Source organism: Helicobacter jaachi (assembly GCF_000763135.2).
GTDB lineage: Bacteria > Campylobacterota > Campylobacteria > Campylobacterales > Helicobacteraceae > Helicobacter_C > Helicobacter_C jaachi.
The window spans coordinates 1-21,658 of the sequence record NZ_JRPR02000013.1; the positions used below are offsets into that span (position 1 = coordinate 1).

At 41.0% G+C, this 21,658-nt stretch carries 23 protein-coding genes; 3 read left to right on the forward strand and 20 right to left on the reverse strand.

From position 1 onward, the window contains the following. Window positions 1-3,707, reverse strand: a 3,707-nt coding sequence (locus LS71_RS08815) for a PBECR3 domain-containing polyvalent protein (RefSeq protein ID WP_476702755.1), incomplete at its 3' end; no start/stop codon positions are given. 189 nt (window positions 3,708-3,896) lie between these two features. Between LS71_RS08815 and LS71_RS08820 the strand changes: the two genes are divergently transcribed. Next, window positions 3,897-4,472 (forward strand): hypothetical protein, encoded by a 576-nt coding sequence (locus tag LS71_RS08820; protein WP_034356770.1) that lies wholly within the window; start codon window positions 3,897-3,899, stop codon window positions 4,470-4,472. After that, window positions 4,472-6,346, forward strand: coding sequence for a hypothetical protein (locus LS71_RS08825; protein WP_034356773.1), 1,875 nt, complete (start codon window positions 4,472-4,474; stop codon window positions 6,344-6,346). The genes LS71_RS08820 and LS71_RS08825 overlap by 1 nt, the downstream gene beginning before the upstream one ends. A gap of 644 nt (window positions 6,347-6,990) precedes the next feature. Here LS71_RS08825 and LS71_RS08830 read toward each other — a convergent pair. The 8 genes from LS71_RS08830 to LS71_RS08865 are packed head-to-tail and all read right to left on the reverse strand — an operon-like array spanning window position 6,991 to window position 12,823. After that, the gene (locus LS71_RS08830; RefSeq protein ID WP_138109919.1) at window positions 6,991-7,422 is read right to left on the reverse strand and encodes a hypothetical protein; all 432 of its coding nucleotides are present in this window, start codon (window positions 7,420-7,422) and stop codon (window positions 6,991-6,993) included. Next, on the reverse strand, window positions 7,422-7,874 hold the full coding sequence (locus LS71_RS08835; RefSeq protein WP_034356829.1) for a hypothetical protein: 453 nt from the start codon (window positions 7,872-7,874) through the stop codon (window positions 7,422-7,424). Before LS71_RS08835 ends, LS71_RS08830 begins: the two co-directional genes overlap by 1 nt. Before the next feature lie 12 nt (window positions 7,875-7,886). After that, window positions 7,887-8,945 (reverse strand): hypothetical protein, encoded by a 1,059-nt coding sequence (locus LS71_RS08840; protein WP_194145690.1) that lies wholly within the window; start codon window positions 8,943-8,945, stop codon window positions 7,887-7,889. Further along, window positions 8,909-9,754 (reverse strand): hypothetical protein, encoded by an 846-nt coding sequence (locus tag LS71_RS08845; protein WP_034356833.1) that lies wholly within the window; start codon window positions 9,752-9,754, stop codon window positions 8,909-8,911. Before LS71_RS08845 ends, LS71_RS08840 begins: the two co-directional genes overlap by 37 nt. After that, a complete protein-coding gene (locus tag LS71_RS08850) occupies window positions 9,754-10,632 on the reverse strand; it encodes a hypothetical protein (RefSeq protein WP_034356836.1) in 879 nt (292 codons plus the stop codon). Before LS71_RS08850 ends, LS71_RS08845 begins: the two co-directional genes overlap by 1 nt. A gap of 54 nt (window positions 10,633-10,686) precedes the next feature. Continuing rightward, window positions 10,687-11,874: a phage capsid family protein gene (locus LS71_RS08855; RefSeq protein ID WP_034356839.1), complete on the reverse strand. Its 1,188-nt coding sequence runs from the start codon at window positions 11,872-11,874 to the stop codon at window positions 10,687-10,689. Between the two features lie 17 nt (window positions 11,875-11,891). Beyond that, complete coding sequence (locus tag LS71_RS08860) at window positions 11,892-12,458, reverse strand: hypothetical protein (RefSeq protein WP_034356842.1); 567 nt, start codon at window positions 12,456-12,458, stop codon at window positions 11,892-11,894. Continuing rightward, the gene (locus LS71_RS08865; protein ID WP_138109920.1) at window positions 12,458-12,823 is read right to left on the reverse strand and encodes a hypothetical protein; all 366 of its coding nucleotides are present in this window, start codon (window positions 12,821-12,823) and stop codon (window positions 12,458-12,460) included. Before LS71_RS08865 ends, LS71_RS08860 begins: the two co-directional genes overlap by 1 nt. Before the next feature lie 74 nt (window positions 12,824-12,897). Here LS71_RS08865 and LS71_RS09505 point away from each other — a divergent pair, with 74 nt between their 5' ends. Then, window positions 12,898-13,044, forward strand: coding sequence for a hypothetical protein (locus LS71_RS09505; protein ID WP_194145691.1), 147 nt, complete (start codon window positions 12,898-12,900; stop codon window positions 13,042-13,044). Window positions 13,045-13,689: 645 nt separating this feature from the next. Here the strand turns inward: LS71_RS09505 and LS71_RS08870 are convergent. The 11 genes from LS71_RS08870 to LS71_RS08915 form a co-directional block, all read right to left on the reverse strand. Next, window positions 13,690-15,624 (reverse strand): CHC2 zinc finger domain-containing protein, encoded by a 1,935-nt coding sequence (locus LS71_RS08870; RefSeq protein ID WP_138109921.1) that lies wholly within the window; start codon window positions 15,622-15,624, stop codon window positions 13,690-13,692. After that, the gene (locus LS71_RS08875) at window positions 15,584-15,976 is read right to left on the reverse strand and encodes a type II toxin-antitoxin system death-on-curing family toxin (RefSeq protein ID WP_034356742.1); all 393 of its coding nucleotides are present in this window, start codon (window positions 15,974-15,976) and stop codon (window positions 15,584-15,586) included. The genes LS71_RS08870 and LS71_RS08875 overlap by 41 nt, the downstream gene beginning before the upstream one ends. Next, window positions 15,973-16,110 carry a hypothetical protein gene (locus LS71_RS09510; protein WP_194145692.1) on the reverse strand — a complete coding sequence of 46 codons (138 nt, stop codon included), beginning with the start codon at window positions 16,108-16,110 and terminating at the stop codon, window positions 15,973-15,975. Before LS71_RS09510 ends, LS71_RS08875 begins: the two co-directional genes overlap by 4 nt. 66 nt (window positions 16,111-16,176) lie before the next feature. Next, window positions 16,177-17,340, reverse strand: a complete 1,164-nt coding sequence (locus LS71_RS08880) for an RAD55 family ATPase (protein WP_034356746.1) — start codon at window positions 17,338-17,340, stop codon at window positions 16,177-16,179. A 309-nt stretch (window positions 17,341-17,649) separates the two neighbouring features. Then, the gene (locus tag LS71_RS08885) at window positions 17,650-18,003 is read right to left on the reverse strand and encodes a hypothetical protein (RefSeq protein WP_034356748.1); all 354 of its coding nucleotides are present in this window, start codon (window positions 18,001-18,003) and stop codon (window positions 17,650-17,652) included. Window positions 18,004-18,265: 262 nt separating this feature from the next. Next, the gene (locus LS71_RS08890) at window positions 18,266-18,553 is read right to left on the reverse strand and encodes a hypothetical protein (protein ID WP_034356750.1); all 288 of its coding nucleotides are present in this window, start codon (window positions 18,551-18,553) and stop codon (window positions 18,266-18,268) included. Between the two features lie 380 nt (window positions 18,554-18,933). Beyond that, window positions 18,934-19,977 carry a hypothetical protein gene (locus LS71_RS08895; RefSeq protein WP_034356751.1) on the reverse strand — a complete coding sequence of 348 codons (1,044 nt, stop codon included), beginning with the start codon at window positions 19,975-19,977 and terminating at the stop codon, window positions 18,934-18,936. 91 nt (window positions 19,978-20,068) lie between these two features. Continuing rightward, window positions 20,069-20,290, reverse strand: coding sequence for a hypothetical protein (locus LS71_RS08900; RefSeq protein ID WP_034356755.1), 222 nt, complete (start codon window positions 20,288-20,290; stop codon window positions 20,069-20,071). Beyond that, window positions 20,287-20,721 (reverse strand): hypothetical protein, encoded by a 435-nt coding sequence (locus LS71_RS08905; RefSeq protein ID WP_034356758.1) that lies wholly within the window; start codon window positions 20,719-20,721, stop codon window positions 20,287-20,289. The genes LS71_RS08900 and LS71_RS08905 overlap by 4 nt, the downstream gene beginning before the upstream one ends. Further along, entirely contained in the window at window positions 20,714-20,896 is a 183-nt protein-coding gene (locus tag LS71_RS08910) for a hypothetical protein (protein ID WP_138109922.1), read from the reverse strand. Before LS71_RS08910 ends, LS71_RS08905 begins: the two co-directional genes overlap by 8 nt. After that, a partial coding sequence (locus tag LS71_RS08915; RefSeq protein ID WP_138109923.1) for a site-specific integrase occupies window positions 20,893-21,658 on the reverse strand: 766 nt, incomplete at its 5' end. The genes LS71_RS08910 and LS71_RS08915, both read right to left, overlap by 4 nt.

Sequence of the window (21,658 nt, forward strand, 5' to 3'; positions counted from 1 at the left end):
GCGCTAGATTCTAAAGCACTAGATTCTACAGATTCCACGCGCGCGCCTTGCTTTGTCGCACTAGATTCTAAAGCCCTAGATTCCACAGATTCTGTCAAATCGCCCAAACTCGCCCTCTCGCCCGCGCTTATAATCTCATCTTGCGCGCGGGCAGTTTGGGTCAAAAAATTATCCAAAAGCTGCTTTGTAGGCGTGTTTAAATGCGGATTTAAGGCTTTGGCTTTGAGATTTAGCTTAAATTCATTCACAGAAATGCTATCTTCTAGCGCTTTTTTGATATGATAGCGCAGAGCCGCGCCCTGCACCTTTTCATTAAAGCCTTTAGCAAATGGAATATGCGGCATAAGTCTCACAATCGTGCTAAAAAGCTCTTTTATGAGCTGAAACTTCACAGCACCCTCTAAAGTTGTAGCAATCGAGCTTGAGAGCCTTTGTGTAGTGGCTTCTTTCAAAGATTTAGCAATGGCAAAGTCGTTTTTAAAAAGCGTGTGAAATGATTTTGAAATATCGATAAAATCCTGCGCGCTTTTAGTCTCAAAGCCCTGTATTTGCTCTAAGCGCTTGAAAAACTCACTTGAGTCAAAAATTTTCATATCCTGCCCGATATTTTTGATGCTCTGCTCAAAAAGCGCGTATAAAATGCTTAGCTCTACATTAGTTTTTTGCTCTTTGGGGAGGTGTTGGGTAAGCTTTTGGATATTTGGGATAGAACCATCGCCTTGACCGCTTAGGAATTTAAGTAAATTATCCATAGCCTTAGCTTGCGTAATGCCCTCATCGCGCAGTTTTAGCCTATCTACTAAACGCAGTGCCTCTTTCATCTTGCCATAATCGCTTAAACTTGTCTCAAAAAGTGTTTTAGCGTCCTCATACGCGCCTTTATTTAGCGCAAAAATTTGCTCAATGCCTCTTTTTATATCATCGCGCAAAAACCCCTCAATGGCATTTTTTATATGATGTTTAAAGTTAGGGTCTCTAGTCTCCCTGTAGTAGGCATTTAGCGTTTTTTGCGCATTATGCAGCTGCTTAAAAGTAACGCCTTTAGGATTATAAATATTTTGCTCTACAAATTTCAAAAACGCCGCGCCCTCCTCTGGCAACACTCCCTCATCATTAAGCGTTTTTCTAAAATAGTCATAGCCTTCTTGATTTTTAGTCAAATTTATGGCAGAATCCCCGCCCGCATTCGTAGAGAACCCATCGAAGTTAGGTTTAGGCTCGTAACCTAAGTGGCTTAGCGCGCGCGGGTTTATCTCGCGCGTTGGGTTGTCGAATGCGCTTGATTTAAACACATCTCCTTTTTCAAAATACATAGTTTTTAAGCCTAGCTCGTTGTTTTGCTTTTTTACCTGCTCCACAATCACGGCATAGCCATTAATTTGCTTACCGCTCACAACTACATCATTACCCTTTTTGTCTTTTTTAATAACAATTCTATCAGCATTTACCCCTGTGTAGTGCTTATATTTTGCTATGTCGGCATAATGGACAGGTTTTTGCCCATTATTTGCCAACTTACTCCCTTGCCCATGCCTATTTATAATATGCGATATACTATCACTACTAAGAGTTAAGCGCACATCTTGCGGATATTTAAAGCCCAAATCACGCGCAAGGCTTTCATCTACCTTACCAAGAGCAATATTTTTACGATTTTTGTGAATATAATTCACCACTTCAGCACTTAAGTCTTTATCATCTATCACCGCCATATCGCGCCCTTTTTGCGCGCTAGAATCAATAATTGAGCGCACCTGCTCAAAATCTAGCGCTTTGGAACCGCTCTCTAGCATATTTTCTGCGCCTGTAGCATTGCCGCGTGAAAGCACCACCTTGTAAGAATCATCATAGATTTTACCCAAAATATTTTCCATAACATTTGCATAATCCATTTTTGTCTGTGTGGCGAGATTTGTATAAACCTCTCTTATATCTTTTGCATCAAAATTTAGCGCGCGCAGCTGTGTGTGGAGGTTTTGCGTGGTTTTATTGAGCAAAGTTCTTAAATGATTATTTGCCACAGGGCTTGCATTTGCCGCTTCGGTGAGAAATGCGAGCAGATTCCCGCTCTCATCGGCGCGTATGGCTCTAATAAAGTTTTTTTGCGCATTTCTGCTATCACTCAAAGTAAAAGTGTCTATAAAGGCATTTGCGCCCTTACTCATAAATGAATCTGCGCCAAACTTTTGCGCAATTTGAGCTTTGAGGGTATTTGTCTTTGCCTCACCCGCAAAGCTAAAATCTCCGCCAAACTCCCTAAAGAGTGCCTCTAAACTCTCCACTTGCTCTTTATCCACTGAATGATTTAAAAGCTTATCCGCAGCGGCTTTATTGCCATCTTTTGCGCGTTTAAGAAAGCCAACAAGCGGTGTGTAGTTTAAAATACTATCACCAGTTTTAGCTAAACCCTTTAGCCCTGCGTTTTTTACAGCCTTAAAAGTTGTGCCAGCCACCTTAAACACGGCATCACCTGCGATATTTAGCGCACTCTCTTGCGCGCCATGCAGCAGCGCTTGAGCAATATCAAAATCTTTATCCAAAAATACATCAGTAAGTAATGAATCTAAAGTCCCACCCAAAAACGCGCCGCTAGCACCTCCTACTACCATTTTAGGAAAGTTTAGACTTTTAGCTCCTCTAGCTGCTCCTGCGATACCTAGTGCGAGAGAGCCTTTATTATTATTTAGCGCATTAAGCAGGCTCTCATTGAAATTCTCCTCTACCTTGAAAGGCTTGCCATCTTTTATAAAATACAGCCCGCTTTGGTTAAAAGCTATTTCATCAAAGCCTAGATGACTAGCGACTACTTCAAAGTCTTTTAGCATTTCATCACGCTTCTCCTTTGGCGTTTCCGCACTTGATAAAAGCCCAAAAAATTGATGATTTTTTAGCACATTTTCCATCATTTTGCTAGCTTTTACAAACTCCGTAGTGGCGTTATCAGCATTCACTAAGTCTAAGAAAAGCTCAATTTGCTCTTTTTGTGAGTTATTCCTCCACCAGCTTGATACAAAGCCTAATCTATCCTCGATATTGGCTTTGTCTGCTTTTGAGAGTGCTATTTTGTCTAAATCTTCTCCTTTCATGAACGCTTTGGCTAGTTTTTTAAAGGTTTTATCCCGCTCTAGGGCTTCATTCCACTCTGTTTCTTGTGCCACCTCTGCGCCCACTAGCCTTTTTGGCACATCTGTTATGGTGTCAAAAAGATTGCTTAGAATATTTTTTTGCGCATATTTTGCATCTACTAGTCTTTTGCTTTCAAATTCATTAGCCTTTAGCCCTGCGTCTTTAAGCTTTTGCTCCACAACTTTAGCCTTTTGTATCTCATCTTGTAGAGCCTGTGTTTGATAGCCTGTAAGTTGGTCTAAAATCATAGAACCTTTAAGCTTTGCAGTATCTAAAAGGCTTTGCTCCTCGCCCTCTTTATTAAATGATTCTAGTGCGGCTTTTGCCTCTGTTTTAGTATATCTTTTTATAGGCGCATTGGGGTCGGCTGTGTGGATTTTAAAAGTATTATCTGCCTTTAAAAAATCATAAACTTGCGCATCATCTTGCGCTTTAGAATCTAAACTCTCCCAGTCTATATCAGTATTTAACCCCCGCAGATACTTCACGACATCGTTTTTTGTCTCATTGCTTGAGCCATACTCTTGCTCTGCTTTGTCAAAATTAAATCTGCCAAATCTTTGCGAATCTGCTAATAACATAAACACCGCCTTGTGCAAAATAAAGCATAAAATAGAGGATTTTTTATAATTTTTAAAGGGGTAAGCAAGATAGAGCTAAAGTTTTACCCCTTTTAAAAGGGTGAGATTTTACATATTATCACCTCCTAGCCTTAATAAGGCTAGCATAAACCTCCGCTACCCTAAAAAGGGTAGCTTTAAAGGCTAAAAATGAGCAATATCTTACAATCTTTAGGAAATCAAGCCTCTACTGCCCAAAATTACAGCAATCTTATCTCTACTTTAGAGTTTTTAAAACAAAATAATGCCCAAAATCTCCAGCATATTAGCGATGCTTTTCAAAAAAGCGAGGAGCGCAAACTCAAAGCTCAAGAATTGCAAAATCAAAAAAACGCGCAAATCGCGCAAGAATGGAATCAAAACGAGATGGGCAAACGCTATGCGTATATGGATAAAGGCTTAAAAGCTCACGAAGTAGAAGAAAGGCTTGCAAAAGATAGAGATGCTTACTTTAAAGAGCGCGGTATGGGAGAAACAGAGTATAAAAGCTTAAGCGATTATGTGCATAGCGGCGTAAAAACTGCGTGGGAAGGTGTAAAAAAGACTTTTAAACAAAGTCCAGAGGGTGCGGGGAGAGAGAGTGCGCAAGCCGCGCAAGAGCCAAATACTACACAAAATATGTCACAAGCCTTTAGCGCAAAAAAAGAGAGAGGCACAGCCATACAAAGCATACAAAACAATGACCAAGATAGCCCCTCTATGGCTTCACTGTATGCCAAAAATTAATGGCTTCAAAGATTTTTAGCTACTTTAATGGCAGCAGATACTATCGCTTGAAATTTAAGCTAGAGCGCGAGTATTTTGCAGGCGCGCAAAAAATAGTGCGAAGTTATAAGCTTATTTTGCCTTTGTATGAAAAGGCAGTGACTTACACGCCAAGCGCACAGGAATTAAATGAATATCATACAAATAAAGAGCGTTTTTTAAGTATTTTAAAGCAAAAACATCTCTCACACACCACAGGCATCATCTCCTTTAATGGCTCGCAATTTATTATCACACAATTTGGGTTAGATACTTTTACCAAAGCTAAAGCGAGCATTGATGCGCGTTTGGCTACTTCTTATGTTATGGATTTATTCCCAAAGCGTAAAGTAAGTGAGTTTCTCACCAAACTAAGCGCGGCTTTAGCTCTAAGTTGGTTAAATCCGGGTGGCTTTGGTGCAGCGTGTGTGTGGGTATTAAAAGAGATATATGATATGATAAATTACATCATTCAAAAGCTTAATGAGCGTAAAATCACAGGGCTAAATCACAAAACCTATGCCATGCAAACTTCAAGCAACTATTATAATCGGCAGCTAGAATCTAAGCTCGATAAACAATCGGGCAAAATGAGCATTTTTCAAGGCTATGAGGCTTATGCAAATGGCAGTTTGTATAAGCGCCATAGCGCGAGTAGTGAGCGCTTTTCGCCTACGCGCGCGTATAATCCTAGCTTTGCCTTTGCAAATGATAATAAAAAAAGCGCGTATGAAGGCTTAGATAATCAAACCCAAAACCGCGCGCACTATGATTTAGGCGGGAATGAGGGCTTTAATGCAAAGATAAATCCGCAAATACCACTAGATTCTATTACAGAGCTAAACCCCGATATTGAATATAAACAAAATTGGCTTAATAATGAAAACGCGCGCATTTTAGAGGGCTATGGGCTTTTAAGCGCGTATCTTGCCACCAGTGAAAAGCAAGATGCAAGCGGCAATTTTTACACTTATGCGCATGTAGGGGAGTGGCTGCAAATTGTGTATGAGAGCGATTATGATGTATTTGCCGAGCAGTATGAAGTATATGTGCAGAGTAAAGATGTGATAAATCGTGCGCGCGATTATAATAAAGCCCTGCGCGCTAAAGGACTTCTTTATAGTAAAAAGCACAATAAAAATGCGCAAAATGTTTTTTTAAAAAGCATTCCTGTATCATCTTTTGCGCCACCTGCTTTGCCACAAGATGATTTTAGCCAAAGCAGCCCAAAGGAGGATTTTGAAAATCTAGTGATGTTTAGGGCTTTAGAGAAGCTTACAGACAAAAATGAGCAAGAAAAGTGGGAGATTATAGAAGCATGCGGGGAGCAGTGGCAGCAGGCGTATGTAGAGATTTTAAACGGAGAGAGTGTGAGGGAATATTTTAACGCCCTAAGCCCTGCAGAATATGTCCAAATGGGTATTTTTAAGGACTTTCATTTTGAAAAAATGCTGTGGGTGATAGAAAAATATGATAAATTTGAGGGCATTTATTATCAAGATGAGATAAGGTATGTAAATAGGGCGCATTTTTCTTACGCGACTAAAAGTTTTAATGATTTTAGCGCGTTTTTTATGTATTTTTTGAGCTTTTACATACGCAAAGTGCCACAAATGCAGGGCGCTAGCCAAACAGGAGCTATGCTTTATATGCATTATCAGACTTTAGGAAAATATATCACTTTTATAAGCCAAAGCGGGCAAGTTGCTTTCACTACTCCCCATTTACACGGACATGAGAGCGCGGGACAAAGGGCATTTTTGCTCACCTTGCAAAAAGTGCGTGATACACTTGCTTTTTGCAAAACTAAGGGGTTAGAGAGCTATATTAAAAATGCTGCGTTAGTTTTGAACTAGCGTGCCGTCACGCGGCAGGATTTCGCGTGGCAGGCTCACTTTTAGTTTTCACTTCTTGAGATTTGCTAATTTCTTTAAACTTTTCATCGCAAAAAGAAAAGGGGTTTATCCCCTCCCCGCTCCCCTTAGCCCCGAAAAGATAAAAGCGCCGCTTTTTCTTTTCGGCAATCAAGGGGAGAGCCGCGCTGTTTCTGCTTCTAGCCAAAACACGGCGCGCGGACACTGCTGCCGCGCTTTTATCCGTGTTTTGGCACCACGAAGCAGGCGCGAAAGCAAATGCGCGCGGTAGGATTTTTACTAAAGAAACTTCGTTTTGAGCTATTTTTGGGGCTGTGCAGGGCGTGAGTGAGGGAGTTTGCTAAACGCAAATGACCGAAACGAGCGACCAAACTCGCCAAAAATAGCCAAAAAGCCAACGCGAAAACCTTAAAAAATAAGTTGATAGATGCGTAAGCAGCTATAACTTTATACTTTAGGCGCACAAATGGGCTTTGCTCATTTGTGCAAGATGCGCGCGGCAAGCTTGCACGCGGCAAGATTTTTGAGATAAAAACGGGGCTTTGGAGCAAAGTGTGAAGGGAGTTTATTAAACATAAATGACCGAACACTTTGCGAACACATCGCCGTTTTTAGCCAAAAAGCGCTTAAAAATAAGCGCGCAGGCAAGTGCTATTCCCATACAGCAGTGCATACTCCACCTCCTCAAAATGCGCAGGCACAATAAAATAGCAGCCCTTATGCGCATTTATCTCAAAAATCTCACAAAAGTCCTTTATGGCTTGTTTATGGCAGGTTTTGGGCTTAAATTTACCCTTTTGGCAGTAGTAATCAAGCTCTTTTATGTCAATATGCCTTAAATCATAGTATTTCTTGCACTCACTTAATTTTATTTCTCCCTCACCCGCGTAAATATAATAATGCTGCGCGCGTGAATCCACCAAATATTCTCTTGGCTTAAAAATAGGTAAGCGCGCGCTTTTATCTTTGCTCACGCTAAAAGTGGCAATCACGCGCGAGTAGGCATCTAAAAGTGTGAAATCTACATCTAGCCCTAAATCATTTCTAACTGCACGCATCAATAACGCTCCGTAGGCAAAGGCTGCTCTATAGTTTTTGGTGCGCCTTGCGTTTGCTTTTGTGGCACATTTTGCGGTATATTTGGCGCAAGCGCTGGACTTTGTATATTTGTCGCTTGTGTGTTTTGTGTATTTTGCACAGGCGCGCTTAAAGTGTTACTTTGCGCCGTATTTGTCGCCGATGGTGGATTTTGCGGCGTAGCAGCATTTGCAGAGAGCGCCTCAAAGCTCTTACCAAGCGCGTTTATCCCCTCTTGTTGGTTATTAAGCGTGCTTGTGTATTTCTCGCGCTCCCACTTGTTTTGCGCTTGCTGCTCCGCTAGAGACTGCTCGGCAAGCTTTATTTGCTTTTTGCCTAGCTTATTTGAAGCCCACGCGTTATATATTCCCACGCCTGCATTAAGTAAATCCGCTCCCGCGCTCACACCGCTTGCGCTTAAAGCACTTATCATTTTAACTCCTTTTTAATTGATATGCGCTTTTAATAGCGCAGATATAGCAAAAATGCTCTTTTCATTAGGATTATCACCATCAAGGCTTTGTAATTCTTGCCTTAAGCGCTTTAGCTTTGTAATCTCACGATTATGCACATCACTCATTTGCGCATCACCGCCTACACTCGCGTAAGTATCGCGCTCCAAAGCCATATCGCTTAAAATTTTATCTAGCGAAGTTATGGTGTTGGCGATAAATTGCTTGCCGCTATCAAATGTTTTTAGCCCCTCTCTAGCGCGCTCTAAGCCTTTATCGGTTACCTCTCTGCCATTATCACCTGAATATCTACCAGAAAGCACGCCTGCGTAAGTGTTTTCATAATCGCGCTTGTTTGATAAAAAATACTCTAAATTATCGCCCATTTTTATCGCGCCGCCTGTGGCTTTATTAATCATCTCTGCCACACCTCTTTGGTATTTGCCCTTTTTAAAGCTTAGCATACCCAAAAGAGCGCGAGAGAGGTTATATGCGCTTTTATTAGCGGCTATAAAATTCCTATTTGTGCGGCTTAAATCTGTGTTTCTAGTCTTATTATCTAACTTCATATCGATTTTTTGATGCACAAAAGAGACATTTAGTCCTAAACTCTTAGCTACCCACGCATCATAAAGGCTTAGCTTTTGTTTAGAATCAAAATAATGCACGCCTGTGTTTCTAAACTTCTTATACCCTCCACCTTCTTGCGTATCTGCGCCATAGGCAAGTGGAGTTTGTGGCAAATCTTGCAGCTGCTGCTGCTCTTCTGGGTTATTTAGCGCGTAGCTTACATCTTTAGAATTCGTTTCCACCGCGCTTGAGAAATCACTCGCCGCATCATCATACGCATCATCTTTTTCTTTTTGTTCTAGCTCGCCCGCTCTTTCTGCTTCTATTTGCTCTATTTGCGCGCTAGAAGTGTTATTAAGTGCATCTATAGTCTCATCATATCGTTTATCTAGCATAGCTTGACCTGCGGCTATAGATTCTGGTGTTGTTTTATATTGATATACGCTCATCGCTCGCCCTTTGTCATATTGGTTTTTATCCACTCTGTGGGCTTTGCGCTCACTTTTAGAGTGATATTATCAGCTATCCACTCGCCTTTGGCGTTTTTTGCTTGGAAAATGATGGGAAAATCCCCATCTTTTTCGCTTCTAAAAACTAAAAACTTACTTTTTACCACCTCTGCGCCATTAATAAACTCGCATTCATTATCGCCAAAGATACTCACCCCCAAAAGCGTAACCGCCTCTCCCACCGACAAAGAAGTCTTAGGCGCGATGATAGCCACTTGTTTATTGCCAAAAATATCGCCCTTTAGCTTTAAAGTCTTATCAAGCAAATCTTGCAATGCTTCATCAAAATCCGTGTTTAAGGGCGTGGTATTAATCTTTTCAATCTCGCCTAAAACTTTAGTAGAAATATGCTCTAGCGTGCTGCCTGCGTTAAGATTAGCAGAATTATTCGCAATAGCATTCATAGCGACATTAAAATACTGCACCAGTGCGTTTGATTTATTAATGCTTGCATTATCTACTACGCTTCTTTTTATGGATTCTGCTTGTATGGCTGCGGCTATGGCTTCGCTATTTAGCTTTGTGTTCTCCATTCTTTGGCGCGAGATGCTCATTTCTAACTCTTGGCGCGTTTTTTCTTGCTCTAGGGCGATTTGCTGCTTTTTATAATCAAGCTCTTGCAAGGAAAGTGCTGTTTGTGTAGCTACTTGCGCGAGTTGGACTTGGATTTGTGCTAAATCGCTAGCACTAAAGTTATATTCGCGCACTTGGCGCAAAAATCCGCTGCTAAAAAGTGCGTCCTCAATACTTTGCAAACGCTTTAAGAATTCTCTATCGTTCATTATTTCACAACCAAAATATTATGTTTCTTGCCTTGAATAGGTGGCTTAGGCTTAGGCTTAGGCTTATGCAATCTTTCAAAAATTTCTTGTGCAATATCGCTTAAAAGCTTCTCAGTGCTTAAAAATTTCATGCTTTGCAAATACAGGGCAAACTCATAGCGCTCTTTAATCAAATCATTTTGTGCTAGAGCCTCTTTAAAGATGCTTTTGGCTTGCTGCGCTTGAATGTGTTTGATACTCTCACTTAAAGCTTCTTGTTTTTCTATAAAATTTATTAAATGCGCCACTATGGCGCTCTCAAGCTCTTTTTTTAGCTCTTTTGAAAGTGTATCAAAGCTATTTGCACTTAAAATATGCGCACTTAGCGCTTTTAAATCCACTTTTAGCTTATCTAGCGGTATTTGCGCGCTTAAATCTAGCGTTTTTAGCTCTTCTTTAAAATCAAAACGCGCTAAAATATCTTTTTTAAAAGTCTTATCGGTAGTAATTTGCTCACTTATTTCATCTTTTAGCTCTTTTTTTGCATCTTGGGCAATGCTGGTTTCTAATTTTGTCTTTAGCGCGCTAATTTCTTTTGCAAAATGGCTCTTTAGCGTGTTTTTTATATCCGTATCAAGTGTGTTTTTTGCCTGCTCTAGCTGCGTTTTTTGGTTTTTAGCTAGCTCTGCTTCTAGGGTTTTATTTTGCGCGATAAGATTTGTGCTAAGCTCTTTATACAAAGTATCGCGGCTTTGGGTGATGCTAGATTTTAAAGTTTGTGCTAGGGTGTTAAATTTTGTCTCATACGCTTTAAAATGCTCATTTTGCGCGCTCTCTTGGAGCGCTTTTAATTCTGCAAGCAACGCATCAATTTCTTTTATTTTTTCAACAATGAGCATATAAATCCTTTTTTCTTTTACTCGCGCGGCTTTGCAAGCAAGCTTGCCGCGTGACTATTCTTTACTTGACACAAGCCCAATTACTGCAAAATCCTGCCCGCTAAAAGGTGTGAGCGAGCCGCTTTCAAACGCATCAAAGCGTCCTTTTGCAATAGCTAGCAATCTATCTGCGCCGATAGTGGTTTTACGCCCTGCATCTTGCTTATCATCGATATAAAACACAGGTTTTTCTCCACCTACCATAACTACAGCATTTGAGCCTATAAGCGCGCCAAAGCTTAGAGGCTGCGCATCAGCATAATAGCTAGGTGGTGTTACCTTGCTAAAGTTTTGCGGATTAATATGCGCTTTATATTCCTCATCGCTTATATCAGTGTTTAGCATACCTACTTGCATAGAAGTCCATACATTCATATCTAGCACCACGCAGCCATCTATAAAGCCCAAAAGTCCGCTAAAGAGTCGATTTTTATCGCCTCTATCGCCTGCATACTTTTGCATCTCAATCCATTCTTTATCGCTTCTTAGCTGGTCTGCTTGGAAAGAATCTAATAAAACAATATAAGAATTATGAATGATAGAGATGTTGCCTTCGCTTATCACATCGCTTTTTATGGGTTTTAGCGGGAAAGATTCTTTATTTTTGAAATTCACGCCCGCGCGCGCCATAAAAATAGCGCGGCGAATCATCTTAACATTCATCACATCGCCCGCTACGATTTTTTTAGTGGCGCTTTGCACATTTCTTTCATTTGTAGTATCTTTATAGCCATTTGTGCTATCTGCCACTACGACATTAGTAAAGTCATTTGTGATGGCTGCGACAATATTTTTATCGCGTCTATCTTGTATCCACTCGCCTAAACTATCTGTAGCCTCGCGCACAAAGTCAATATGCTGCATTTTGCTATATTGTTTGATAGGAGAGCGCAAAGAATTGCCAACTACTCGCGGATACACCGTTTGAGAGAGGATTTCAAGTTGGTCATAGTTAGTCTCAAAGTCCGCATTTCCCTCTACGCCTGTGCCTGTGAGCTTAGCTTTTAGTCTTGGTCGAAATGGCTGCTCTTGCTCTACTTCAAACACACGCACGCCTCTATCTCCACCTTTACCTACAAAGCTTGCAAATGGGCTTTTAATCCATGATAAGCGCTCAATCTCAGTAGCGATTTTCACGCTAATATTTGGGTCGCTTTGGAGTCCTTCTAAAGAAATTGTATTCCATTGTAATGCTTGTGCCATTGTTTGTCCTTTCTATTTTAATATCGTGTTGTGGGGAGCTCTTGCTCACTAGAATCTGTAATATCCGCGCCTACACCGCTCACCTGCTGCGGTAAATCCTCTTTTGGCTGCTCTTTGTCCTCTTTAGGGTTTTGGCTGCCTTGCTTTAATGCTAGCAGTGCTTCAAAAAACTCATCTGGGGGCAGAGTCTGCATCTCTGCTTGAATGTCTTTAGGCAGTTGCAAATAAAACTCCATAAGCTCGTTTATATCCGCTTCAGGGTGTTTTTGCATAAAAGCATCTTGTGCGGCTTGCATATCCTGCATTTGTGTATCAAAGGCGATTTCTCCCTCTAATTCTTGTGCCTGCGCCTGTTTATCACCTATTTGCGTTTGCAAAAATTGATTTTGCAGGCTTAGAATTTTTTTGAAAAACTCCTCTCTATCTTCAAAAAAGAGATTTTCTAGCTCGGGGTCTTTATCAACTTCCTTTGAAGCAAGGCGAGCAAAATCTTGCTCAATGCTTTGCGCATTTTGCTCAATTTCTGCCTGCAAGGCTTTGAGTTGCTCTTGCTTCTCATTTTGTGGCATTTGTGGATTGCTCATTATAGCCCTCCGTATTCCATAAGTATGGTGCTAGGATAGAAATATTGGCATCTTACTTTAAATTTGCCCTTTTGCGCTGTGCCTGTGATTTGTGCTTTTAACACTTCTGCCTTTGAGAGTGTAAGCGCGACATTACAAACATTTACGCCCGCAATGCTTAAATCAACATCATCAGCTAAAACGCTCCTTTGCCCCTCAAAGCCTAAATCAAGTTTCACTCCAGCATCGCTTACCTCTAAGACTTCCACGCTTAAAGAAATAAGCTCAGCCAAAGCGGGGAGAATGATTAAATCCTCTTTAAAGTCGCTCAAATCCACTTCGCTTATCGCTAAATGCGTTACATTATGCACTATTTGACCTGCCATAATTTGCTCCTTTTAAAATTTTTGTTATTGTTAGAAACAAAACAAAAAAATAAAAGGGGTAAAAATATAAATTTATGCTAGAATCTAACCTAAAAAAGCGGAGTGATAGAGCTATGGCGCAAGAGCGAATTGAGCAGAGCAAAGCCGATATTATCAAATGGTGTATCACTTCGCAAGTGGCGGTGGGGGGAATGATTGTAGCACTAGTGAAGTTACTATAAAATGATAGAATTACTAAAGAATATTGGGCTTGGCTTTTTGTCAATGGCTCTTTTGCGCTTTTGAATTTTGATTTTAGAGCGCAGAGCTTTGTTATCACAGCTTTTTCCCTTGCTTTAATGGCTGGGTGCATTATCTTGCAAAATAGGAGTAGAGATGAATGAATTTTTCTTAAATTTTTTTGCCATAGTGAGCGGCGTTTTGTGCCTGTATGTGTGCTATTTGCTCTATAAACAAGATAAAGAGCTAAAAAAGAAGCATTAAGCTTTCTTTTTCGCAAGAATCACGCGGCAAATTTGCGCGCGGCAGTCTTAGGGATAAATTTATGAAAGAGCGCGTAAAGCTTGCTTTTGCTATGCAAAAAGGCGCGGTGGGATTTTTGATAAAATTTTAGATTTGCGATGAGAAATCGTAGTTTGCAAAAGCGAGGGATTTGCTAAACGCAAATGACCGCACACTTTGCGAAGCCGTTTTTAACGAAGTTTCTTTGAGACAAAGAGACAACGCGGCATTGTAAGATGCGCACGGTAGGATTTTACGATGATTTTGAATGTTGTGCAGCGCGTAAGCGAGGGAGTTTATTGAGATATAAATGACCGAAGCGCGCGCGCAAACTCATTCAAAAGCGCGTAAAAGCCAACGCGCGCTTAAAATTTAGCGCAAAGGCGACTTTTAAGTGCCTTAATCTCATCTTGCGCGCTTAGAATCTGCGCAATATCTTTACGCGCCTTTGCCTGTGCGAGCGCGCGCTCAAAGTAGCGCAAATGCAGGTTATAAATGGCAAATTCAAAATTATAGCCCGCCTTTTGCTCCAAAAACGCATATTTTTGCAAGCTACCTAAGGTTTTATCCTGCAAATACTGCGCTACTGGCGCTTGAATGTCTTGCGGGAGCGATTTTAATAGCAAAATATTTTTAGCGATGTAGTAATTATCCTCATCTTGCACAAGCGCGCATAAAAATGCCTCCATTTGCCCTAAATGTGTCGTATTTTTGACTTTTTGGCTTAAAAAATACTCGCGCGGCACGCCTGTGTGCGCGCAAACCTCACTCACTAAATAATCTTTTTGATAAAAGTTCTGCTCTTTTATAATCATATCTTTTAGCGTGTTTAAAAAGCTGTCTTTTTGCGCAGGGCTTGCGCATTTCTCAAGGTTTTTGTGAATAAAAAAGCCAAGCAGTGAGTGAAAAATAAAACGCGGCTTTTGCCTTAGCTCTAGCACTTCGCCTAAATCTTTCACACGCGTGCCTTTGGCGTTTAGATTTTCTATCACACAAACACGCGCATCATAAATATGATTTTTTAATAACACCGCGCACGCGCGCAAATTTGCCTCCTGCCCGCTAGAATCACTATCAAAAAGGAAAGTAATTTGCGCATTTAATGCTAAAAGCGCGCTTAAAAATTTATCATTAAACGCCGTGCCACCAGTGGCTACGCAGTTTTTTATCCCTAACAAATTTGCCGCAATCGCATCAAAATATCCCTCCACCACTAGCACTTTGCCCATTTTGCTAATCTCTTGCTTGGCGCGTGAAAAATTGTAGAGATTGAGCGATTTTTGGTATAAAAAACTCTCTTTTGAGTTGAGATATTTAGGGCTTTTGAGAAAGTTTGCATAAGGGTGAGTGCGCCCGACAAAGCCGATAGCTTGGTGATTGCGGTTAAAAAGTGTGATGATAATTCTATTTTTAAAAGGCGTTTTGGCTTTTAGGCTATTTTGGCTTAAGTTTTTAGTGTTAACTTCTTTAAACTTTTCATCGCAAAAAGAAAAGGGGTTTATCCCCTCCCCGCTCCCCTTAGCCCCGAAAAGATAAAAGCGCCGCTTTTTCTTTTCGGCAATCAAGGGGAGAGCCGCGCTGTTTCTGCTTCTAGCCAAAACACGGCGCGCGGACACTGCTGCCGCGCTTTTATCCGTGTTTTGGCACCACGAAGCAGGCGCGAAAGGCAGTGGCGCGAATTCTATTATATTTTGCGCGGGATTTTGTGCTTTATGCGCGGATTTATCTGTATTTTGTGCGCTTAAGAGTTCATTTTGTGCAAAACTTGTTATAAGTCCGATTTCTTGCGCCTGTGCGGGGGAGAAAAAGTGCAAAATATCCTCCACACCCTCGCAAAAGCCGATATTATACGCCGCGCAAGTTTGCATATTAAAACCTCGATTTAATAAATAATTTTGAATATCTTTGCGCTTTTGTAAATTTGCATAAAAGCGTGCGCTTAAATCCTTGCATTTTTGGCTAAAGTCCTTAAATTTGCTGCTTGCGTGCTTGCTTGTTTGGTTTAGAGGGCTTTGGAGGTTAAAAATATCGCACAGCTCCTGCACAGCCTCTTTAAAATCTATCTTTTTATACATCTGCACGAATTTTATCGCATCGCCGCTCTCCCCGCAGCCAAAGCAGTGATACATTTGCTTGAATTCACTCACGCAGAAACTATCGCTTTTCTCACTATGAAAAGGGCAGGAGGCGAAGTGATTTATGCCTTTTTTGCGCAGCGGGATAAAATACTGCACGACATCGATGATGTTAAGTTTTGCTTTAAAATGTTCCATTTGATTTACCCCCAATAAAAAACTCACAATACGCCCTTAATTGCGCCTTATTTAATGTAGAGTTAGCCACTTCCACCACTTTATCCTCCATATATTCCGCAAAACCCTCGATATTTTCACCATTTAAGCTTAAAAAGTGCATTCCCATATAAATAGCAGTGCGTTTATTGCCATCACAAAATGGGTGAAATTTAATGCACGCAAACATCAAATGCGCGAGTTTGTCACTCATTTGCGGATAAAATGCATCATTTTTTACATGCTCAAGCGCGCTTTGCAATAACCCTATGCCCTCTTTATGAAAACCGCTCAAGCCTCCAATTTTTTCTATTATATCATCATGAATAATCAAGGCTTGTGCTAAGCTTATGTATTTCATTTGTCTTTTAGTCTTTGAAATACAGCCAAAACTTGAGGTTTTTTAAGCTCTTTTTCACAAATGTTTCTTGCCTTTTTAAAATCGCTAGTGAGTGCTGTGCTGGACTTTTTAGGCTTTTGCTTTGTTTTTTTCATAATCTCTCCTTTTTTATCATATCCGCGCCAAGAAGCTTGCCGCGCGCCCAATTTCTACGCGAAATTCTAACTAAAAGAGCTTAGCAGCTTATTAATATCCTCCAAACTAATCTTCTCCGCATCGCTCTCCACTTCGCGGCTTAGATTTTCAAAGCGGCGCAAAGTGGGGTTAAAGCGCACTTTTTCTTTGTAGTGCTTGCCTGTTTGCTTGTTTTTTTTCAAAATCAAAACGCGCTCTTCTTCATTAAACTCTCTCATCTCACTTTTTGCCGCGCTATGCTCTAAGCGCAAGATGATGCTTGCCTCATGCCCGCCTTTTTTGCTGCCCATAGGATTATCTCTATCGCCCTTGCTTGTTTGCACGATTAAAAACACCAAAATCCCTAGAGAATGGCAAAGTCGCGCAAGGCTAGAGAATTTCAAACTCTCCTCCTCCTCCATATTGCGCCCATTTGGCGAAGAAATGCGCATTTGCGAATCGATTAAAAACACTTTCACGCCCTGCCGATAGAGATTTTTAATATTTTGCAAGATGCTGCTTAACTCATAGCCATCATTTAAAATTATCATATTTTCAAAGTTAAAGCGCTTAGCATCTTTGTCTTTTAGATACTGCTCGATAGTGAATTCAAAGCAGAAAAAGCCCACTTTGCGGCTTTTTGCCATATATTCTAAGATTTGCACGCCAAGTGTTGTCTTCCCCGCTTCAGGCTCGCCGCTTATAAGTATGAGCTGCGCGCCCTCAAATCCCCCCTCAAATACAGAATCTAAAAACGCAATGCCGCTTTTAAACTTCTCCACCGCGCCTTTTTGCGCATAAAAATGCAGCCACTCATTCATATTTTTATACGCGAGCATATCTTTGTCCGAGCTTATGAGCAAATCTATGTCTAAAAGCTCTTTATTATCGCTAGCTAGCAGTAGTTTATGCGCGATTTCACGCTGCAGGGCAAGCTTGTGAGCTTTGATAAAACTCTCTTTTAAGCTTAAAAAATTCGCATTTGGCGCGCTACTTAGCAGCTCGATATAAAATTCATCGCTTCTTTGCGCCACACTTAGGCTCTCTACAAAGCTATTTATGGACAAAGCGCCCTTATCTTGCAATGTGTTAATAAGATTTAAGCACTCTAAGCCTTTTTTGCTAAAGCATTTGAGGCTCACCTCACTCAAAAACTCCCCGATGAAGTGCGGGTAATGCACCATTGAATGTAATATTTCACGCTCTAACATTTTTGCTTTTGCGTTGGCTTTTTGGCTCTTTTTTAGCGAGCTTAGTCGCTCGTTTCGGTCATTTATGTTTAATAAACTCCCTCACTCACTCCTTACGCAGCCCTAAAAATAGCTCAAAAATCCTGCCGCACGATAATCGTTTGGCTCGCAACCTCCTTTCATAGGATTCGCGCCTGCTTCGTGGTGCGAAAAGAAAAAAATAAACATATGCTGCTCCTTTATTAAAATTTTAAACCTAAAGACCTTTTTGCGCGCGTAGAATCTGTGATTTATCGCGTAAAGCTAAAATTTATCAAGAGGGCGCGAGCTTTATTCTAGCCACTGAATATCATGCTCTAAAAGCAGCTTTTTATAAAAAAACTGCTCTAAAATGTAGCCCTCCTCGTAGGCACTTAAATTTTTTGCGCCTACAATTTGCGCGCGTGCGGCTTTTATTTGCGCTTTTTTTAAGAGTAATTTACGCAAAATCGCGCACACATCGACAAATGTGATTTTTTTAGCGCTAAATGTGCATAAATCAAACAAAAGCTCCTCACACAGCTCGCTTTGTGCGTGTGCGATAAACTTAAGCAAAAGCTTTAATTCATACTCGCTTAACGCTACACGCGTGCTTTTTAGAAACAAAGCAAAATCGCTTTTGACTTCGTTTTTTGTTGTTTCCATTTTTTCTCCTTTTAAGAAATCTCTCACTTTTAGCTAAAAAACTTTCAAGGCTCGAATTTTTTTCGCAAGGGGGAAGCGTTTGTTGGCGCGCCCACGCGATAAAATTTTAGATTTGCGATGAGAAATCGCAGCTTTCAAGCGCAAAACGAGGGAGTTTATTAAACATAAATGACCGAAGTTGCGCGCGTAGAATCTGCGATTTATCGCGTAAAGCTAAAATTTGTTGTGTTCATTTAGCTTCGCATACACAAACAAATCCACCCTAGAAAGCCATTTCATATACTGCTCTAGCTCTGTAATCAAAAAGCGATTCTTCGAGCTTTGGCGCGCATATTTTTTTAGCCTTTGATGATTTATTTGCCTTAGGCGAAACTTTTTTCTTACTCTTGCTTGTGTAGTGTGCGGCTTTCTCATATCCTTTCTCCTTTGCATACAAAACGCGCTCTATCACGCAACTTTTGCTGATTCCAAAGTATTGACTTAAAAACTTAATATCCTCCCATGTTTGTTGGGGGAGGTAAAAAGTGCCTGTTTGTTCTTTTAAAATCATTTCTTTTGCTTGTCTTTTGGGCTAAAATCGCAGATGCTGCAAACTCGGCTCGGTCATTTGCGTTTAGCAAACTCCCTTCGCCTCGTTTTTGCAAACCACGATTTTATCTCCAAAATACGGCGCAAGCACTAAGCTTTGCGCGTTTAAGCTCCTCCTTTCATAGGATTCCGCGGCGCGGCTCTCCCCAAGATTTTCGAAAAAGCGGCGGCTTTTTCGGGGTTAAGGGGTGCGTGGTATATCTGCGCACGGGAGGGGATAAACCCCTTTTGCGAAAAGAAAAAAATAAACATATGCTGCTCCTTTAAAATTAAACATATTTTGCGCGATACATCGCCGTTTTTAGCTAAAACGAAGTTTCTCATACCAAAAAGCCAACGCGCTTATAAGCTTTGTAAAAAGCTATCGATGATACTCTCTTTCCTCTCCCTATCCTGCACCCACTGCGGCTTTTGCTCCGCATTTGCTGCTTGATTTTGCGCTAAGTTTTGCGCGCTATTTTGCCCTTTTGCGCCTACATTTGGCGTATTTTTATTAAAATACTTCGCAAATGGCGCATTTGGCGCATCTTTTGGCACAAAAAGCCCGCTCCAGCCTTTTAAAATGCTCTGCTCCACCACCGCTTGCAAATCCGCGCCGCTTTTTACAATCTCAACAGCCTTTTTGATGATAAGCTCTTTAGTGAGCGGCGTGATTTTGCCTTTTTGCGCGCGGTAGGTGAGAAACTGCCTTAAAGCGGCTTTATGCTCGTCATTAAGCGCCTTTAAGCTATCAAAATCAAAATGAGTGCGTGCAGATTTTAAGTTTTTACCTGCTTGAAAAGCTAAAATGAGCAATTTATTTGCATGCGCGAGCGTATATATATTTTTATTCTTGTTTATATTATTTATAATCTTATTATGACGACAAATCTCCACAGGTGGATTTTTGTCGTCTGGCTGAAATATCGCTTCTGGCGCATCTTTTGGGCTTTTTTTAGCCTCATTCCCACAGCTATGGGCAAAAGACACACTTTTGGACACACTTTTTTGCTTATTTCTTGCCACATCTTCTAAGTCCTCTTTAGCAAGATTATGCATACTTGTATCCATTAATCGCTCAATTTGCCAATCTTCTACGCTCTCTAGCTCGCAGTCCTCACTCATCTCAAAAACATACAAGCTTTCCCCGCTAAAGCAGCCGTTTTTATCTCTTAGGCGCGTTTTTTGCAAGATGTTTTCTGCAATAAGCTCTTTTATGCAGCGCTGCACGCTCCTTAAGCTCATATCAAGCTTTTGGGCAACAACCTCTAAATGCACATTAAAACTCTCTGGCAATGAAAGTATGTAAATCAAGCAAAGCCGCGCATTTACGCTTAGCTTTGTGTTACAGATGATTTCATTGCTAATTTTGGTGTAGTTTTTTACTGGTTTTGATGATAAAATCATATTCTCTCCTTGTTTAGTTTTTAAAGTTTTTACGCCTTGTGTTGCGCTTTCGCGCGGAAGTATCTTTGAGATAAAAACGGGGCTTGTGAGCTCAAAAATCCCTCACAATATCTACAAATTTGTAGTTAAACCCATTCTTATACGCCTCCTCAAATCCCGCGCGCAAATAAATTGCACCTTTGCTTATGAAATAGAATCTAGGGTCATAGCTAGCATTCATTCCCTTTATCGCGCCATTTGGTAGCACTTTTTGCGATTTTTGCCCTTTGCGCGGCAGGATTTTGGCGCTAAAAGCCAACGCGATAGCCCTCATTCGCACACCTCCCAATCATTCTCAAATAAATACTCTATCTTTATCGTGCGCACGCGTTCACGCCCTTTTATGAATTGCAAACTGCGCTCATAAATATGCAAGCGCGCGCCAATTTTTTTATCACCCTTACGCCTTAAGATGATATACTGACCGCGCTTCCAAGTTTTATGCTTTGCTTGGCTGTATTGCTCATATAAAAGGCTAAAAAAGCTAAAGCCCTTATCTTTGCCCTTGTTTTTTAGGCTCAAAATCTCGCGCGTTTGCTTTTGAATGCGCGCGCCTTGTCGCATATTTGCCTTTTGTGTCTCCTCTAACTCTTCGGTTAAGTTCGCATTTGCGCACTGCAGCGCCTCATTTTGCGCCTGTAAATCCTCCACCTGCGCTTTTAAGGATTCTAGCTTCCTGCGCGATTTTAGTAGTTTTCTAAACATTTGCTGCCTCCTCTTTAATTTCTATGGTGAAATGCACCACTTTCCCGCAAAATTTGCACGCACCCTTTGCCTCTATGGCTTCATCAAGCTGATACACATCGCTTTGAGCTTGCAAAGTAGCGATATTCTCGCACTCGCAATATGGGCAGAAAAACTCCACATTTACATCTTTCATATCTCACCTCCATTTAAATTAAAGTCAATAAAGCCCGCGCGCAAGCGCTCATTTGGTATAAATTTGGCATAAAATTCATAAGTTACATTCAAATTTTTATGCCCCATCATCGCTGCCACCCACAAAGGCTCTTCACCATGACTTAGCATGATGCTTGCAAAACTATGGCGCGTGTTGTAAAGCACGCGATTTTTTAGCCCACATTTATGCAGCAAAGCCTTATACAGCCCTGTAAGCTCAACCCTTGAGAGGGTAAAAAGCCTCTCGCCGCTTAAGCACTTTTGCGCGCTTAAAGCCTCTTTCACTAAAGGCAGCATGTCAATTTTGCGATTTGAGCTTTTTGTCTTTGGCGGCGTGATTTTGCCTCTATCAAAGGTTTTGTTTATGGTGATTTTGTTTTGCGCAAAGTCGCAATCGCTCTCTCGCAATGCTAAAATCTCGCCCACACGCATACCTGTGAAAAACGCCACACACAGATAGTTTTTTAGGCTGCCTTGCGCGTTTTGTATCATTAATTGCGCTTCTTTTAGACTAAAGGGCATAATCTCTCTTGCCTGTGTTTGCGCAAAGCTAAATTGCGCGCTTTTAAGCTTTGGCACATCGATATTTTGCTCTCTAGCCACATCTAGCAGGCGATTAATCATTTTTAGATATTTTTTGGGCTTTTGCTCAAAAAAGCGCTCAAAATCGCGCATAGAAATAAGCCTCACATCTTTTTTGAAAAACGCTTGCAGGTTTTTAATCTGGCTTCTATACGCCTCT

Coding starts and splice junctions, on each gene's coding strand:
- LS71_RS08820 (WP_034356770.1), top strand. CDS start 3,897: ATGAGCAATATCTTACAATCTTTAGGAAATCAAGCCTCTACTGCCCAA.
- LS71_RS08825 (WP_034356773.1), top strand. CDS start 4,472: ATGGCTTCAAAGATTTTTAGCTACTTTAATGGCAGCAGATACTATCGC.
- LS71_RS08830 (WP_138109919.1), bottom strand. CDS start 7,422: ATGCGTGCAGTTAGAAATGATTTAGGGCTAGATGTAGATTTCACACTT.
- LS71_RS08835 (WP_034356829.1), bottom strand. CDS start 7,874: ATGATAAGTGCTTTAAGCGCAAGCGGTGTGAGCGCGGGAGCGGATTTA.
- LS71_RS08845 (WP_034356833.1), bottom strand. CDS start 9,754: ATGAACGATAGAGAATTCTTAAAGCGTTTGCAAAGTATTGAGGACGCA.
- LS71_RS08850 (WP_034356836.1), bottom strand. CDS start 10,632: ATGCTCATTGTTGAAAAAATAAAAGAAATTGATGCGTTGCTTGCAGAA.
- LS71_RS08855 (WP_034356839.1), bottom strand. CDS start 11,874: ATGGCACAAGCATTACAATGGAATACAATTTCTTTAGAAGGACTCCAA.
- LS71_RS08860 (WP_034356842.1), bottom strand. CDS start 12,458: ATGAGCAATCCACAAATGCCACAAAATGAGAAGCAAGAGCAACTCAAA.
- LS71_RS08865 (WP_138109920.1), bottom strand. CDS start 12,823: ATGGCAGGTCAAATAGTGCATAATGTAACGCATTTAGCGATAAGCGAA.
- LS71_RS09505 (WP_194145691.1), top strand. CDS start 12,898: ATGCTAGAATCTAACCTAAAAAAGCGGAGTGATAGAGCTATGGCGCAA.
- LS71_RS08875 (WP_034356742.1), bottom strand. CDS start 15,976: ATGAAATACATAAGCTTAGCACAAGCCTTGATTATTCATGATGATATA.
- LS71_RS09510 (WP_194145692.1), bottom strand. CDS start 16,110: ATGAAAAAAACAAAGCAAAAGCCTAAAAAGTCCAGCACAGCACTCACT.
- LS71_RS08880 (WP_034356746.1), bottom strand. CDS start 17,340: ATGTTAGAGCGTGAAATATTACATTCAATGGTGCATTACCCGCACTTC.
- LS71_RS08885 (WP_034356748.1), bottom strand. CDS start 18,003: ATGGAAACAACAAAAAACGAAGTCAAAAGCGATTTTGCTTTGTTTCTA.
- LS71_RS08890 (WP_034356750.1), bottom strand. CDS start 18,553: ATGATTTTAAAAGAACAAACAGGCACTTTTTACCTCCCCCAACAAACA.
- LS71_RS08895 (WP_034356751.1), bottom strand. CDS start 19,977: ATGATTTTATCATCAAAACCAGTAAAAAACTACACCAAAATTAGCAAT.
- LS71_RS08900 (WP_034356755.1), bottom strand. CDS start 20,290: ATGAGGGCTATCGCGTTGGCTTTTAGCGCCAAAATCCTGCCGCGCAAA.
- LS71_RS08905 (WP_034356758.1), bottom strand. CDS start 20,721: ATGTTTAGAAAACTACTAAAATCGCGCAGGAAGCTAGAATCCTTAAAA.
- LS71_RS08910 (WP_138109922.1), bottom strand. CDS start 20,896: ATGAAAGATGTAAATGTGGAGTTTTTCTGCCCATATTGCGAGTGCGAG.